Source organism: Modestobacter sp. SYSU DS0875, from assembly GCF_054050915.1.
The window spans coordinates 111,569-124,299 of record NZ_JBJHAH010000013.1 but is presented as its reverse complement, the minus strand read 5'-3'; the positions used below and the strand labels follow the sequence as shown (position 1 = coordinate 124,299).

Annotated in this window: 16 protein-coding genes and 1 tRNA gene; 9 read left to right on the top strand and 8 right to left on the bottom strand. The window is 74.7% G+C overall.

Annotated elements, in window-relative coordinates; translation table 11 throughout:
* Positions 1 to 147 precede the first annotated feature (147 nt).
* Both ACI79Y_RS10420 and ACI79Y_RS10415 read right to left on the bottom strand, forming a co-directional pair.
* On the bottom strand, positions 148 to 1,182 hold the full coding sequence (locus ACI79Y_RS10420) for an HAAS signaling domain-containing protein (RefSeq protein ID WP_457158410.1): 1,035 nt from the start codon (positions 1,180 to 1,182) through the stop codon (positions 148 to 150).
* Positions 1,179 to 1,508, bottom strand: a complete 330-nt coding sequence (locus tag ACI79Y_RS10415; protein ID WP_457158409.1) for a PadR family transcriptional regulator — start codon at positions 1,506 to 1,508, stop codon at positions 1,179 to 1,181. The genes ACI79Y_RS10420 and ACI79Y_RS10415 overlap by 4 nt, the downstream gene beginning before the upstream one ends.
* A gap of 203 nt (positions 1,509 to 1,711) precedes the next feature.
* Between ACI79Y_RS10415 and ACI79Y_RS10410 the strand changes: the two genes are divergently transcribed.
* From ACI79Y_RS10410 to ACI79Y_RS10400, 3 genes are all read left to right on the top strand, one after another.
* Positions 1,712 to 4,000 carry a (Fe-S)-binding protein gene (locus tag ACI79Y_RS10410; RefSeq protein WP_457158408.1) on the top strand — a complete coding sequence of 763 codons (2,289 nt, stop codon included), beginning with the start codon at positions 1,712 to 1,714 and terminating at the stop codon, positions 3,998 to 4,000.
* A gap of 143 nt (positions 4,001 to 4,143) precedes the next feature.
* Positions 4,144 to 4,698: a hypothetical protein gene (locus tag ACI79Y_RS10405; protein WP_457158407.1), complete on the top strand. Its 555-nt coding sequence runs from the start codon at positions 4,144 to 4,146 to the stop codon at positions 4,696 to 4,698.
* Positions 4,699 to 4,772: 74 nt separating this feature from the next.
* Complete coding sequence (locus tag ACI79Y_RS10400; RefSeq protein WP_457158406.1) at positions 4,773 to 6,053, top strand: MFS transporter; 1,281 nt, start codon at positions 4,773 to 4,775, stop codon at positions 6,051 to 6,053.
* Here ACI79Y_RS10400 and ACI79Y_RS10395 read toward each other — a convergent pair.
* Both ACI79Y_RS10395 and dcd read right to left on the bottom strand, forming a co-directional pair.
* Complete coding sequence (locus ACI79Y_RS10395; protein ID WP_457158405.1) at positions 6,050 to 6,823, bottom strand: methyltransferase domain-containing protein; 774 nt, start codon at positions 6,821 to 6,823, stop codon at positions 6,050 to 6,052. The two genes, ACI79Y_RS10400 and ACI79Y_RS10395, sit on opposite strands and share 4 nt — an antisense overlap.
* 77 nt (positions 6,824 to 6,900) lie before the next feature.
* Positions 6,901 to 7,506: a dCTP deaminase gene (gene dcd, locus ACI79Y_RS10390; RefSeq protein ID WP_457158404.1), complete on the bottom strand. Its 606-nt coding sequence runs from the start codon at positions 7,504 to 7,506 to the stop codon at positions 6,901 to 6,903.
* 102 nt (positions 7,507 to 7,608) lie between these two features.
* Here dcd and ACI79Y_RS10385 point away from each other — a divergent pair, with 102 nt between their 5' ends.
* The 3 genes from ACI79Y_RS10385 to ACI79Y_RS10375 all read left to right on the top strand — a co-directional run bounded on the left by ACI79Y_RS10385 (position 7,609) and on the right by ACI79Y_RS10375 (position 8,650).
* A complete protein-coding gene (locus tag ACI79Y_RS10385; RefSeq protein ID WP_457158403.1) occupies positions 7,609 to 7,905 on the top strand; it encodes a hypothetical protein in 297 nt (98 codons plus the stop codon).
* Positions 7,906 to 7,971: 66 nt separating this feature from the next.
* Positions 7,972 to 8,042 (top strand) — tRNA-Gly (locus ACI79Y_RS10380).
* A 62-nt stretch (positions 8,043 to 8,104) separates the two neighbouring features.
* Complete coding sequence (locus ACI79Y_RS10375) at positions 8,105 to 8,650, top strand: GNAT family N-acetyltransferase (RefSeq protein ID WP_457158402.1); 546 nt, start codon at positions 8,105 to 8,107, stop codon at positions 8,648 to 8,650.
* A 19-nt stretch (positions 8,651 to 8,669) separates the two neighbouring features.
* Here ACI79Y_RS10375 and ACI79Y_RS10370 read toward each other — a convergent pair whose 3' ends face one another.
* Genes ACI79Y_RS10370 through ACI79Y_RS10360 form a run of 3 tightly spaced genes read right to left on the bottom strand, consistent with a single transcriptional unit; the run spans position 8,670 to position 10,783 of the window.
* A complete protein-coding gene (locus tag ACI79Y_RS10370) occupies positions 8,670 to 9,695 on the bottom strand; it encodes a type III polyketide synthase (protein ID WP_457158401.1) in 1,026 nt (341 codons plus the stop codon).
* Positions 9,696 to 9,723: 28 nt separating this feature from the next.
* Positions 9,724 to 10,455: a methyltransferase domain-containing protein gene (locus ACI79Y_RS10365; protein WP_457158400.1), complete on the bottom strand. Its 732-nt coding sequence runs from the start codon at positions 10,453 to 10,455 to the stop codon at positions 9,724 to 9,726.
* Between the two features lie 10 nt (positions 10,456 to 10,465).
* On the bottom strand, positions 10,466 to 10,783 hold the full coding sequence (locus ACI79Y_RS10360; protein ID WP_457158411.1) for a DUF3140 domain-containing protein: 318 nt from the start codon (positions 10,781 to 10,783) through the stop codon (positions 10,466 to 10,468).
* Between the two features lie 82 nt (positions 10,784 to 10,865).
* On the opposite strand from ACI79Y_RS10360, the gene ACI79Y_RS10355 reads away from it, so the two are divergent.
* The 3 genes from ACI79Y_RS10355 to ACI79Y_RS10345 are packed head-to-tail and all read left to right on the top strand — an operon-like array spanning position 10,866 to position 12,541.
* Complete coding sequence (locus ACI79Y_RS10355) at positions 10,866 to 11,363, top strand: DUF6328 family protein (RefSeq protein WP_457158399.1); 498 nt, start codon at positions 10,866 to 10,868, stop codon at positions 11,361 to 11,363.
* A gap of 46 nt (positions 11,364 to 11,409) precedes the next feature.
* Positions 11,410 to 12,333 carry a ribokinase gene (locus ACI79Y_RS10350; protein WP_457158398.1) on the top strand — a complete coding sequence of 308 codons (924 nt, stop codon included), beginning with the start codon at positions 11,410 to 11,412 and terminating at the stop codon, positions 12,331 to 12,333.
* Positions 12,334 to 12,376: 43 nt separating this feature from the next.
* Positions 12,377 to 12,541 carry a hypothetical protein gene (locus ACI79Y_RS10345; protein ID WP_457158397.1) on the top strand — a complete coding sequence of 55 codons (165 nt, stop codon included), beginning with the start codon at positions 12,377 to 12,379 and terminating at the stop codon, positions 12,539 to 12,541.
* Between the two features lie 31 nt (positions 12,542 to 12,572).
* Here the strand turns inward: ACI79Y_RS10345 and ACI79Y_RS10340 are convergent, their stop codons facing one another.
* Positions 12,573 to 12,725, bottom strand: coding sequence for a hypothetical protein (locus ACI79Y_RS10340; RefSeq protein WP_457158396.1), 153 nt, complete (start codon positions 12,723 to 12,725; stop codon positions 12,573 to 12,575).
* Positions 12,726 to 12,731: the final 6 nt, after the last annotated feature.

Below are 12,731 nucleotides of genomic sequence, written 5' to 3'. Positions count from 1 at the left end.
CCCCCCCCCCCCCCCCCCCCCCCCCCCCCCCCCCCCCCCCCCCCCCCCCCCCCCCCCCCCCCCCCCCCCCCCCCCCCCCCCCCCCCCCCCCCCCCACGACCAGCTCACCTGATCCCGGGGCGACCGGGACGGCGGGCGGCGGTGGGGTCAGTCGGCGGCCGGGGCCTCCGACACCGACGTGTCCGCCGGGAACCGCGGCAGCGGCACCTCGGGGCGCTGGACGGTCGCGTCGCAGGAGCCCAGCGGCACCGGCACCCCGTTCAGGTCGGTGCCCGAGCCGTCCAGCACGTACTGCTGGGGGAAGACGTTCGGCACCGGCACCCCGTCGTCGGCCAACGGCTGGCGCAGCTCGCGGGCGCACCCGTCCGCCCACCACTCCTGGAAGCCGACCTCCAGCGGCCGCCCGTCCTGGTCGTAGAGGAGGACCCCCTCCAGCGGCGTCCCGTCCGCGGCGTAGGGCAGGACGTCGGTGATCGGGCCGTACCGGGAGACCAGCGGGTACTGCCCCACCGCCTGCTCGACCACCGGGGCGGGGTAGCCGTAGTCGGAGGCGTACCCGTAGTCGACCGACGAACCCGGTGACGCGTCGACCACCGCGGCGAACGCGACCACCGCGAGCAGGGCGCCGCCGGCGACGACGGGCACCCGCAGCCGGGTCGGCAGCTCGCGGCGGCCGAGCCGGACCGAGCCGGCGATCGCCGCCGGCACGAGCAGGACGCCGAGCGCCTCGCTGCCCAGCGGCGCCGGGAAGGGGAAGTCCCAGTCGCCGGCCAGGGCGCACGGCACGGCGATCAGCAGGTAGCCGCGGAGCACCCACCAGGCCGGCCGGAGCTCGAGCAGCAGCCGACGCACCTCGCCGGCCAGCGGGTGCGCCTGCGCCCGGGCCAGCCACCGGCGCAGCTCCGCGATCCGGTCCGGCGGCGGCTGGGCGCCACCGCGCGGCGGGAGCCCGGCGGCGGCCCGCAGCTCGGCGGCGTACGCGACCGGGGAGCCCAGTCGCACGTCGAGCGGGCGGTCGTCGTCCTCCTCGACCAGCGAGGCCAGGTGCTGCTCCAGGTCCTCGAGCAGGTCGCCGCGCTCCTCGGGAGGCAGGTCGCTGAGCTCGCACTCGACCGCCACCAGGTAGTTCTGCGCCTGGCGGGCAGGGTCGCGGGTGGAGTCCGGTGCCGCGGGGGCGGTCACGCGACCACCGCCCGGTCCAGCACGCCGTCGACGGTGTCGACGAACGTCCGCCACGTCTTGGTCGAGTCCTCGAGCACCGAGCGTCCCCTGTCGTTGATCGCGTAGTACTTGCGGTGCGGCCCCTCGTCGCTGGGGACGACGTAGGAGGTCAGCGCGCCGGCCTGGTACAGCCGGCGCAGCGTGCCGTAGACCGAGGCGTCACCGACGTCCTCCAGGCCCGCGTTCCGCAGCCGGCGCACCACGTCGTAGCCGTAGCCGTCGGCGTCCCGGACCACTGCGAGCACCGCGACGTCCAGCACGCCCTTGAGCAGCTGGCTGGCATCCACCCGTCACCCCCTCGCCGCCCCGTTGGCGACACGGGAGCTAGTGCACCATGCGCAGTAGCGCGGGAGGGAGAGCGACGCGCGGAGGGGACGTCGCCACGCGACCCCCTGGGGTCACCGGTTACCGGCCGGTAGCGTGACCCCGCCCGGTCAACGTCGGTCCCGGGTGGGCAGGAACGCCCGCACGCGCGCACGAGAGGGAGCCCATGGGCCCGCTGCAGATCGTCCTCGGCACGCTGGCCGTGCTCCTGCTCGCCGTCTCGGTGGTCTACGCCACCAAGGCGGTCCGCGCGATGCTCGCGGTCTTCCGCACCGGCCAGCCCGACCCGACCCGCTCCGGCCCGGTCGGCCCGCGGCTGAAGACGCTGGCCGTCGAGTCGCTGGGACACACCCGGATGCTCAAGTGGTCGGCCATCGGCGCCGCCCACTGGTTCGTCTTCGTCGGGTTCTACGGCCTGTTCCTCACCCTGGTCGAGGCGTTCGGCGAGGTGTGGAACCCGGAGTGGCACCTCCCACTGATCGGCGAGTGGGCCCTGTGGAACCTCTTCGTCGACCTGGTCGGCACCGCCACGGTGCTGGGCATCCTGTACCTGATCGTCCGGCGCCAGCTGGACCACCCGCGCCGGAAGGGGCGGCAGAGCCGGTTCGCCGGGTCGAACGAGGGGCGCGGCTACTTCGTCGAGGCCGTCGTCCTGGTCATCGGCGTCTGCATCCTGCTCATCCGCGCGATCAAGGTCGCGGCCGACCTGACCGACGCCCCGGCCTGGTCGCACCCGGTCTCCGGGGCGCTCGCGAACCTCGTGCCCGCGAGCCCCGACCTGCTGTCCGTCGTCGCCTTCGTCAAGATCGTCGTCAGCCTGGTCTGGCTGATCACCATCTCCCGGGTGCTGAACATGGGCGTCGCATGGCACCGGTTCAGCGCCTTCTTCAACATCTACTTCAAGCGCGAGGACGACGGCTCCCAGGCCCTCGGCCCGCTGCCGGCGATGACCTCGAACGGCGTGCCGATCGACTTCGAGGACCCCGGCGAGGACGACGTCTTCGGCCGCGGCAAGATCGAGGACTTCACCTGGAAGGGGATGCTGGACTTCACCACCTGCACCGAGTGCGGGCGGTGCCAGAGCCAGTGCCCGGCGTGGAACACCGGCAAGCCACTGTCTCCCAAGATGGTGATCATGGATCTGCGGGACCACCTGTACGCCAAGGCCCCGTACCTGACCGGCGCGACCAAGGCGTCGGACAACGCCCCCGACTTCGCCGACTACTCCACCCTGCAGGCCAGTGACGAGCAGGTCTGGGCGTCCGGCTACGCCCGGATCGAGGGCACCAACGACGCCCAGGCGCACCGCCCGCTGGTCGGCACGTTGGAGGAGGGCGGGGTCATCGACCCCGACGTGCTGTGGAGCTGCACCAGCTGCGGCGCCTGCGTCGAGCAGTGCCCGGTCGACATCGAGCACGTCGACCACATCATGGACATGCGCCGTTACCAGACGCTGATCGAGTCCAGCTTCCCCTCCGAGGCCGGCGTGATGATGCGCAACCTGGAGAACCGCGGGAACCCGTGGGGCGTGGGCGGCACCGTCCGCGAGGACTGGATGAAGGACCTCGACTTCGCGGTCCGGCAGGTCGACGGCACGATCCCCGACGACGTCGAGTACCTGTTCTGGGTGGGCTGCGCCGGCGCCATCGACGACCGCGCCAAGAAGGTGACGAAGGCCGTCGCCGAGCTGCTGCACATCGCCGGCGTGGAGTTCGCCGTCCTCGGCAACGGGGAGACCTGCTCGGGCGACCCGGCCCGCCGGATGGGCAACGAGTTCCTCTTCCAGCAGCTGGCGCAGGAGAACGTGGAGACGCTGAACACCGTCTTCGAGGGCCGGGAGCCGGGCCGGCGGAAGATCGTCGCCACCTGCCCGCACTGCTTCAACTCGATCGGCCGGGAGTACCCGCAGCTCGGCGGCGACTACGACGTCGTCCACCACACCCAGCTGCTCGGCCAGCTGGTCGAGGACGGCCGGCTGACCCCGGTCACCCCGGTCGACCGCAAGGTCACGTACCACGACCCGTGCTTCCTGGGCCGGCACAACAAGGTCTACACCCCGCCCCGGGAGATCCTCGGCTCCGTCCAGGGCCTGTCCACCCAGGAGATGCACCGCTGCAAGGACCGCGGCTTCTGCTGCGGCGCCGGCGGTGCGCGGATGTGGATGGAGGAGAAGATCGGCAAGCGGATCAACGTCGAGCGCACCGAGGAGGCGCTCGACCTCGACCCCGACGTCATCTCCACCGCCTGCCCGTTCTGCATCACCATGCTGAGCGACGCGGTCACCAGCAAGAAGCAGGCCGGCGAGGCCAAGGAGCACGTCGAGGTGCTCGACGTGAGCCAGATCCTGCTGCGCTCGATGGCCCCGGCCGGCGCGCCGGGCACCGGCTCGGGCCCGGAGGTCGGCACCGAGCCCGACGACCCGGCCGGCACCGGCTCGGCGGCCACCCGGCACTAGGAGGACCCCGGTGCCCCCCATGAAGGACCCCGTCTCCCTCACCCTTCGCACGCTCAGGGCGAGCCTCCAGACGGGGCCGTCGAGGCTCGCGGCGGGCCCCTGCACCGGCGCCGCTCCAGCACGTCACCAGCGACACTGACGGCGTGAGCTTCATCTTCGGGGGCGTCCGCGGGCGCGAGGACCCCGAGCTGGCGGCGGGCAACCGGCGCACCCGGCTGCACTACGCGCGGGACGTCAACGACGAGCGGGCGCTGGCCGACGACCGCCCACCGCTGCAGCGCAACCGCGGCTGGACCTGGCTGGCCGTGGCAGTGGTCGTGCTCGCCGTGCTCGCACTGGCCGGCACCGGCGGGGCCGAGGACGTCCCGCTCACCGCCGACTGCGACACCCCGGCGATCGCGGTGGCCAGCAGCGTCGTCGCCCCCGGCGCGGTGCTCCGCTACCGGCTCACCGGCGCCGACGGCGTCGACTACGTCGCCACGCTGGACGGCGCCCCGGTCCGAGGCGACGCCGGGAGCACGGTCAGCTACACCCCCACCGAGGCCGGACCGGCGCTGCGGCTGCGCCAGTGCCTGAGCCCGACGCTGGCGATCGCCGCCCCCGCCGGCGACGGCCCGCACGAGCTGGCGCTGCTGCGGGTGGCCCCCGACGGCAGCACCGAGCAGGTCGCGGCGGTGCTGGTCACCGTCTCCCGGTAGGCCCCCTCCCCAGCCGCACGGGGCCAGGAGGATGATCCGGGCACGTGACCCGCTCCACCCCCGACGCTCCGCCCGTGCCCGCCGGTTCCGCCTCGCACGGCGCCGTCCTGGTCGGCACCGCGATCGTGCTCACCGGCTTCAACCTGCGCACCGCGGTCAACAGCGTCGGTCCGGTGCTGGAGGAGGTCGAGCGCGGGCTGGGCATCTCCTCCGGGCTGGCCGGCCTGATCACCAGCATGCCGCTGATCTGCTTCGCGCTGATCGGCTTCGCCGGGCCCCCGCTCGCCGCCCGTTTCCGGGACGGGCACGTGCTGGCGGCCGCCCTGCTGGTGATGACCGCGGGCCTGCTGGGCCGCGTGGCCACCGACAGCGTGTGGGTCTTCCTGGCCGGCACGGTGGCCACGATGGTCGGCGGGGCGCTGGGCAACGTGCTGCTGCCGGGGCTGGTGAAGCGCTGGTTCCCCGGCCGCACCGGGCTGCTGGTGGGCGCCTACAGCACGGCGCTGGCGATCGGCGGCGCGGTGGCCAGCGTCTCGGCCGCCCCGATCGCCTCGGCCGCCGGCGCCGACGGCTGGCGTTGGGCGCTCGGCATCTGGGCGGCCTTCGCCCTCGTCGCCGCACTGCCCTGGCTGTTCGTGCCGGTGCGGCCGGGCGCCTCGCGCAGCACGCACACCGCGGTCCGGATGCGGGCGCTGACCCGCAGCCCGCTGGCCTGGACGATGGCCGCCTTCTTCGGCCTCCAGTCGATGCAGGCCTACGTGATCGTCGGCTGGACCGCCCAGTACCTGCGCGACCAGGGCATGTCCGCCGCGGCCGCCGGGTCACTGGTGGGCCTGAACGCGCTGATCGTCATCCCGCTCAACGCCGTCGTCCCGCTGGTCGCGGTGCGCCAGCAGCTGCAGCGGCCGATGCTGCTGGCCTTCGTCGCCTGCTACCTGGCCGGCTGGACCGGGCTGCTGCTCGCCCCGCTGACCGTGCCGTGGCTGTGGGTGTCGCTCCTCGGCCTGGGCATGGGCACCTTCGCCATGGTGCTGGCGCTGTTCGGCCTGCGCGGCCGCACCCCGGAGTCGGTCGCCGCGCTGTCGACCGTGGCGCAGGGCTGGGGGTACGCCCTGGCCGGCGTCGGGCCCCTGCTGGTCGGGCTGTTCCGGGGGCTCACCGGCGGCTACACCGGCATGTTCGTGCTGGTCTACACCGGCGTCGTCCTGCTGGCGGCGACCGGGTGGGCGACCTGCCGGGAGCGCTACGTCGACGACGAGCTGCCCGGCCCGACGCCGCCGAGCACCCAGCCCGCGACGGAGGTGGAGGTCGCCGGCACCGAGCCGCCGATCGCCGTCCCCCCGCCCGATCGCTAGACCGACAGCTGCAGGGCGCGCAGCAGCTCGACCGCACGGTCGCGGCGGAGCTGCGGCGAGCGGGTGAGCAGGGCGACCGCGACGACGTACTCGTCCTCACCGGCCCAGCCACGCCCCTCGGCGGCGAGCCGCGCGATGTGCTCGCGCACCTTCGGCTCGCGGCTGTAGGCGCCGAACTCCAGCCCCATGGCCAGGAAGTTCGCCACCCGGAACCCCTGCTCCCCGGCCGCGGCCAGGGTGCCGGCGGGGTCGGAGTAGCTGGGCAGGGCCACCAGCACGTGGTCGAACCCCGCCTTGAGCAACCGCAGCGCGAGGTCGTTGCCGTACCAACCGCCCCACAGCTCTGGCATGAGCAGCTCGCCGTCGGGGGCGGGGAGGTAGGGCGGGTTGGCGATCACCGTGCTGACCCGCTCACCGCCGGCGGAGTCGGCCCAGGCGAAGAAGTCGCCGTGCTCGACGGTGTACCGGTCGGCGACACCGACCTCGGCGATGGTCTGCCGGGCCCGGGTCACCGAGGTCTCGCTGATGTCGGTGCCGTGCACCCGCAGGCCCGGCACGGCGCGGACCACGTGCGCGATCGCCCGGGCGTCGCCGCTGCCGAGCTCGGCGACCCCCTCGTCCTCCCAGGGCACCAGGGAGGCGTACTGGGTCAGCAGCAGCTGGACCCCGAAGGCGTAGTGCGCCGACTCCTCGGCGCAGTCGAAGAAGCCGTCCGCCACGCGGTCGTCGGAGGCCGCTGGCAGCAGAACGGCGGTGTCCCGGGGGTCCATGGCGGCCTCCCTACCCAGCACGGCGGCCCGTCACCCGGCCGCGCACGACTGTTCACCCACCGGCCAGCGGGTGACGGTCACGCGGGCGGCGTGGTCGGGTCGGGACGGCGGGTCTCGGCCCGGTTGAAGTTGCGGAACGACCGGGACGGCGTCGGGCCGCGCTGGTCCTGGTAGCGGGAGCCGTAGACCGACGAGCCGTAGGGGTGCTCGGCCGGCGAGCTCAGCTGGAACAGGCACAGCTGCCCGATCTTCATCCCCGGCCACAGCGTGATGGGCAGGTTGGCCACGTTGGACAGCTCGAGGGTGATGTGCCCGGAGAAGCCCGGGTCGACGAAGCCGGCGGTGGAGTGGGTGAGCAGACCCAGCCGGCCCAGCGACGACTTGCCCTCCAGCCGGGCCGCCAGGTCGTCGGGGATGCTCACCACCTCCAGCGTGGAGCCGAGCACGAACTCCCCGGGGTGCAGGACGAACGGGTCGTCACCGGTCGGCTCGACGAGCGTGGTCAGGTCGTCCTGCTGCTGAGCGGGGTCGATGTGGGTGTACCGGGCGTTGTTGAACACCCGGAAGAACCGGTCCAGCCGGACGTCGATGCTGGAGGGCTGCACCATCGCGTCGTCGAAGGGCTCGATGCCGAGCCGGCCGTCGGCCAGCGCGGCCCGGATGTCGCGGTCGGACAGCAGCATGCCGCGGAGTCTAGGGAACCGGGACCTTGGTCCCTGCCCGCGGCGGCCGGGTCAACAGGCGCACCGGGCTGCCGATGCACGTCGGACGCGACCCAGTGCCGGGTGCTGCTCACCGGGCTGCCCGGTGCCCACCGCGACGGCGCAGCGGACATCAACACCGCCCGGGACGCGACGGCCCGGACCCAGGAGCGGGTGCTCGAGGCACGGGACTCCCGGCTCAAGCTGGCCGACGACCGTCTCGCTCGACCGCTCCTCGACCGAGATCCAGCAGGTCATCGCGCAGCGGTCGACGGCTCGTCCTCGCTGGGCCCGGCCGGCACGGACAGCACCGGGCTCTCGCGGATGGCGGAGACGCTGCGGTCGGAGATGACCGGCTTCCTGGGCGTGATGCGGGGCTGACCCGGGGGGCTGCCGCCTCGGCCCGGGCGCTTGGTAGGCTCGTCGCCGCAGGGTGTGAGCCCCGCTGCGGGTGTAGTTCAATGGTAGAACATCAGCTTCCCAAGCTGACAGTGCGAGTTCGATTCTCGTCACCCGCTCTCCTCCCCTCCCGGCCCACCCCCGGGCTGCGGCACCGGAGCCGATCCGTTTGGCTGTGCCGGTGACCTCCTCCGACGTCCAGCTGCGCACCCTGCCGACGGCGGACCTCTCCCCCGCCGAGCTCCGCGACCTGCGCGGCTTCCTCGACACCGCCTTCGACTCGTTCGGCGACGACGACTGGAGCCACGCACTGGGCGGCGTGCACGTGCTGGCCACCGTCGACGGCGAACCGGCCGGTCACGCCGCCGTCGTCGGCCGCCAGCTGATCGCCGGGGGGACGACGCTGCGCACCGGCTACGTCGAGGCGGTCGCCACCGCGGCGTCGTTCCGCCGCCGGGGCGTGGGGACCGCGGTGATGGCCGAGATCGAGCGACTGGTCACCGGCGGGTTCGAGCTGGGGGCGCTGTCCGCCAGCACCGCCGGCGCCGCGCTCTACACCGCCCGCGGCTGGCTGCCGTGGACCGGGCCGACCGCCGCGCTCACCCCCGACGGGGTCCGGGAGACCAGCGACGAGAGCGTCTTCGTGCTGGCCACGCCGTCGACGCCGGTCCCGTTGGACCCGGCCGGCCGACTGGTCTGCGACTGGCGCCGTGGCGATCTCTGGTGACTGGCGACCTGGGGGTGAGTCAGGCGGGCAGCAACAGGGTCGCGTAGAGGGTCAGCCCCGGCCCGAACGCCATCGCCACCACCGGGCCGTCGACGTCGCCGAGCTCCTCCAGCACCAGCAGCACGGTGGCCGAGGAGCAGTTGCCGTGCTCGGCGAGCACCCGCCGGGAGGCGCCCAGCTGCTCCTCGGCGAGCCCCAGCTGGTCGCGGACGACGTCGAGGATCCGCGGGCCGCCGGGGTGCACCGCCCAGCCGGCGACGTCCTCCACCCGCAGCCCCGCGCCGGTCAGCAGCTCGTCGACGACGGCGCCGACGTGCCGGGAGAGCACGTCGGGCACCCGCGGGGACAGGCCCATCCGGAACCCGAGGTCGGTGACGTCCCAGGTCATGTGGTCGGCGGTGGCGTAGTCGGTGCGGGCCACGGTGGCCGCGACCCTGCGGCCGCGCCGGGCTCCCGGCTCCACGACCACCGCGGCGGCGGCGTCGCTGAACAGCGAGTGGTTGACCACCTGCTCCAGCTCCGGGACGGTCGGCTGCACGTGCAGGCTGGTCAGCTCCAGGCACAGCAAGACGGCGGGCCTGGACCGCGCGGTCACGTAGTCGCCCACCGCGCCCAGCCCGGGCAGCGCCGCGTAGCAGCCCATGTGCCCGACCAGCAGCCGCTGCAGGGTGGCCGGCATGCCGAGGTCCTGGGCCAGCCGGATGTCCAGCCCCGGGGTGACGTAGCCGGTGCAGGAGGCGACGGCGAACAGGCCGACGTCACCCGGCGCCAGTCCGGCGGCGTCCAGCGCACCGGCCACGGCCTGCTTGCCCAGCGGCATCGCCTCGGCGACGTAGCGGAGCATCCGGGTCTCGGTGCCCGCCGCGGACAGGTCCTCGTCGCCGGGGTAGACCACCGCGTGCCGGGTGCGCACGCCGGCGGCCATGAAGACCCGCTCCGCGGCCCGCAGCCCGTCGTAGCGGGGGCCGAAGTAGTCCCGCCAGACAGCCGACTGCTCGTAGGTGGTCGGCAGCGCCCGTCCGGCTCCGGTGACGACCGCGCTCACGGCCGTGGGCAGCTTCCGTCGGTCCTGCTCATGACCCGACCGTACGTCCGGGGACGGCCCCCCGCCCGCCGCGCTTGACCCCGTAGCCGGCGAAGAGGATGCCGGTGTAGGGCATCTGCCGCATCCGGACCCCCGCCCGCCGGCCGCGCCGCCAGGACACCACGTCGCGTACCGACGGGCGCAGGCCGACCAGCCGGAGGTCCAGCCCCAGCCGATCCGCGGTGGCCAGCAACTCGCGTCGGTCGACGAACAGCGCCGGGTCGTGGATGCCCGGCGGCGGCCCGCCGGGCAGTCGCTCGGCGATCCGGACGGCCACCAGCGGGGCGAGCCGGGTGGCTGCGATCGAGTCGATGACCAGCACGCCACCGGGCTTGAGCAACCGGGCGCTCTCGGCGAGCACCTGCCCGGGGTCCTCGACGTGCTCGAGGATCTCCCCGGCGGTCACGACGTCGGCGCACCCGTCGGCCAGCGGCACCGCCAGCACCGACCCGCGCACCGGGGTGACGCCGTGCTCGCGGGCGATGCGCAGCCCGGCCAGGCCGATGTCCACGCCGACGTGCCGGTACCCCAGCCGATTCACGTGCGGGGCCATCAGGCCACCACCGCACGCCAGGTCGACCAGCACGGCACCGGGACCGGACGCCGGGGGCACGTGCCCGGCCCGCGAGGCGGCGATCCACTGGAGCATCGCGAAGCCCCCGCGCGGGTCCCACCACTGGTCGGCCAGCTCGTCGTACTGCGCCGGGTCGTTGCGCTGCACGCCGCCGACGCTACTCGCCCTCGAGGGGGTCGTGACCCCGGTTCATCAGGCTGTACCGCCGGCGGGAGGTCTCGACGTCCTCCGTCGCCGGTTCCTGCGCCAGGTGGCGCGTGAGGTAGCCGGTGAGCTTCCGCAGGTGCGCGAGGTCGTCGTCCAGGTCGGCCTTCCTCGTGTGCAGCAGCTCGACGATCCGCCGGCCCGACTCGTGCCCGGTCGACTCACCGGAGCCGCCGTCCTCCTGCCCCACCGACTGCGACTCCTCGGTCCGCAGCCAGCGCTCGAGCTCGCCGGCGGTCGTGTTCACCGCCGCGCCGAACTCGCGGCGGATCGCGTCGGCGTCCTCGGCCTGGTGCTCGGGCCTGGCGCCTCCCCCGGGTGTTGATCGACTCCGCCTGCGGTACCGCGGGGAGGTGGCCGAGAAGCTGACCGACGCCGAACGGACCGCCCGCGCCCGGGGCGAGACCCCCGACCAGGTGCTGGACCGGAACGTGAACGAGGCCCTGCAGGAGATGCGGGTGGCGATCACCGGTGTCCAGGTGCTCTTCGCCTTCCTGCTCACCCTGCCGTTCCAGTCCCGCTTCGCCGACCTGGGCACGTTCGGGGTCACCGTCTACTCGGTGGCCCTGATCAGCTCGGCCTGCGCCACGGTGAGCCTGGTGGCGCCGGTCTCCTTCCACCGCACGCTGTTCCGGCGGCAGCAGAAGGCGGCGATCGTGCGCTACGCCGACCGCGGCCTGGTCATCGGCCTGGGCCTGCTGCTGATCGGCATCGCCGCCGCGCTGCTGCTGGTCATCGACGTGGTGCTGGGGCGATGGCCGGCGGTCGTGGTCTGCGCGGTGGTCGGGACGCTGGGCGTCGTCACCTGGTACGCCCTGCCGCTGCGCCGCCGGTTGCGCGCGGACGGCTGACGTCGCCTCCTAGGCTCCCTGCCGTGTCGAGCCCCGGGATCCCGCCGTGTCCGTGACCGTCGTCGGCAGCCTGAACGAGGACCTGGTGGTGACCGTCGACCGGCTCCCCGGGCGCGGCGAGACCGTCGTCGGTTCGGCCGTGGCACTGCTGCCCGGCGGCAAGGGCGCGAACCAGGCCGCAGCGGCCGGCCGGCTCGGGCGCGGCGTGCACATGGTCGGCCGGGTCGGCGACGATCCGGCCGCCGGCCGTCAGCTCGCCGCGCTGGCCGACGCCGGGGTCAACGTCGGTCGGGTGCAGCCCACCCCCGGCACCCCAACCGGGTCGGCGACGATCCCGGTGGAGGCCCGCGGTGGGGAGAACCTGATCGTCGTCGTCCCCGGGGCGAACGCCGCGCTCACGCCGGACGACGTCGACGTCGAGTCGGTGCACCGCGCGGGCGTGCTGCTGCTGCAGCTGGAGACCCCGCTGGAGACGGTGCGGGCCGCCGCGGCGGCCACCGGCGGCACGGTGGTGCTCAACCCGGCACCGCCCCGGCCGCTGCCCGCCGAACTGCTCGCCGCCGTCGACGTGCTGGTGCCCAACGAGCCGGAGCTGCGGGCACTGGCCGGCGCCCGGGACGGGGACGGTTCCCCGGCCGCCCTGGCCGCGCTGGCCCGGCGGGTGGCCACCGGCGACGTGGTGGTGACCTTGGGCGGGCGGGGTGCGCTGGTGGTGCCGGCCGAGGGGCCGGTGCTGCTGCAGACGCCGCCGCCGGTCGACGCCGTGGACACCACCGGCGCCGGCGACTGCTTCTGCGGCGCGCTGAGCAGCGCGCTGGACCGCGGGGCCGGACTGGCCGAGGCGGTGCGGTACGCCGTCACCGCCGCGGCGCTGTCGACCACCGGGCCGGGTGCGCGGGGCGCGCTGCCCGACGACGACGCCGTCCGGGCGCTGCTGCCCCGCACCCCACCCGCCGGGCCGGTGGCCTGAGGCGCCGGGTTTCCGGGCCGGACGGTCGGGCATCCGCCCAGGCATGACCGAGAGCGCACCGCAGCACCCCAGCGAGCCCGCCGAGGGCGGCGACCCCGCCGTCGACCAGGAGGGCGGCCGCACGCCGCACCCCGACCAGCCCGCCGAGGGGACGGAGGAGGCGGCCGAGGACGGGCTCGACCCGGAGAACCGCGTCACCGGCGCCTGAGCCGGGCGTGGCTGGCCCGGCGGTCGCCGGGTCAGCCGCGCGGCGCCCGCCCCTCGACCGCCTCCCCCGGCTCTCCCGGCTCGGGCGCCGGCGCCGGCGGCGGCAGGTCCGGCGCGCGCGGCGCCCGGCGCGGTGGCGCGGTCGGCCGGCGCACGGACGAGCTGCGGTCCCGTGACACGGGCACGGCACC

Coding starts and splice junctions, on each gene's coding strand:
- ACI79Y_RS10410 (WP_457158408.1), top strand. CDS start 1,712: ATGGGCCCGCTGCAGATCGTCCTCGGCACGCTGGCCGTGCTCCTGCTC.
- ACI79Y_RS10395 (WP_457158405.1), bottom strand. CDS start 6,823: ATGGACCCCCGGGACACCGCCGTTCTGCTGCCAGCGGCCTCCGACGAC.
- dcd (WP_457158404.1), bottom strand. CDS start 7,506: ATGCTGCTGTCCGACCGCGACATCCGGGCCGCGCTGGCCGACGGCCGG.
- ACI79Y_RS10345 (WP_457158397.1), top strand. CDS start 12,377: ATGACCGAGAGCGCACCGCAGCACCCCAGCGAGCCCGCCGAGGGCGGC.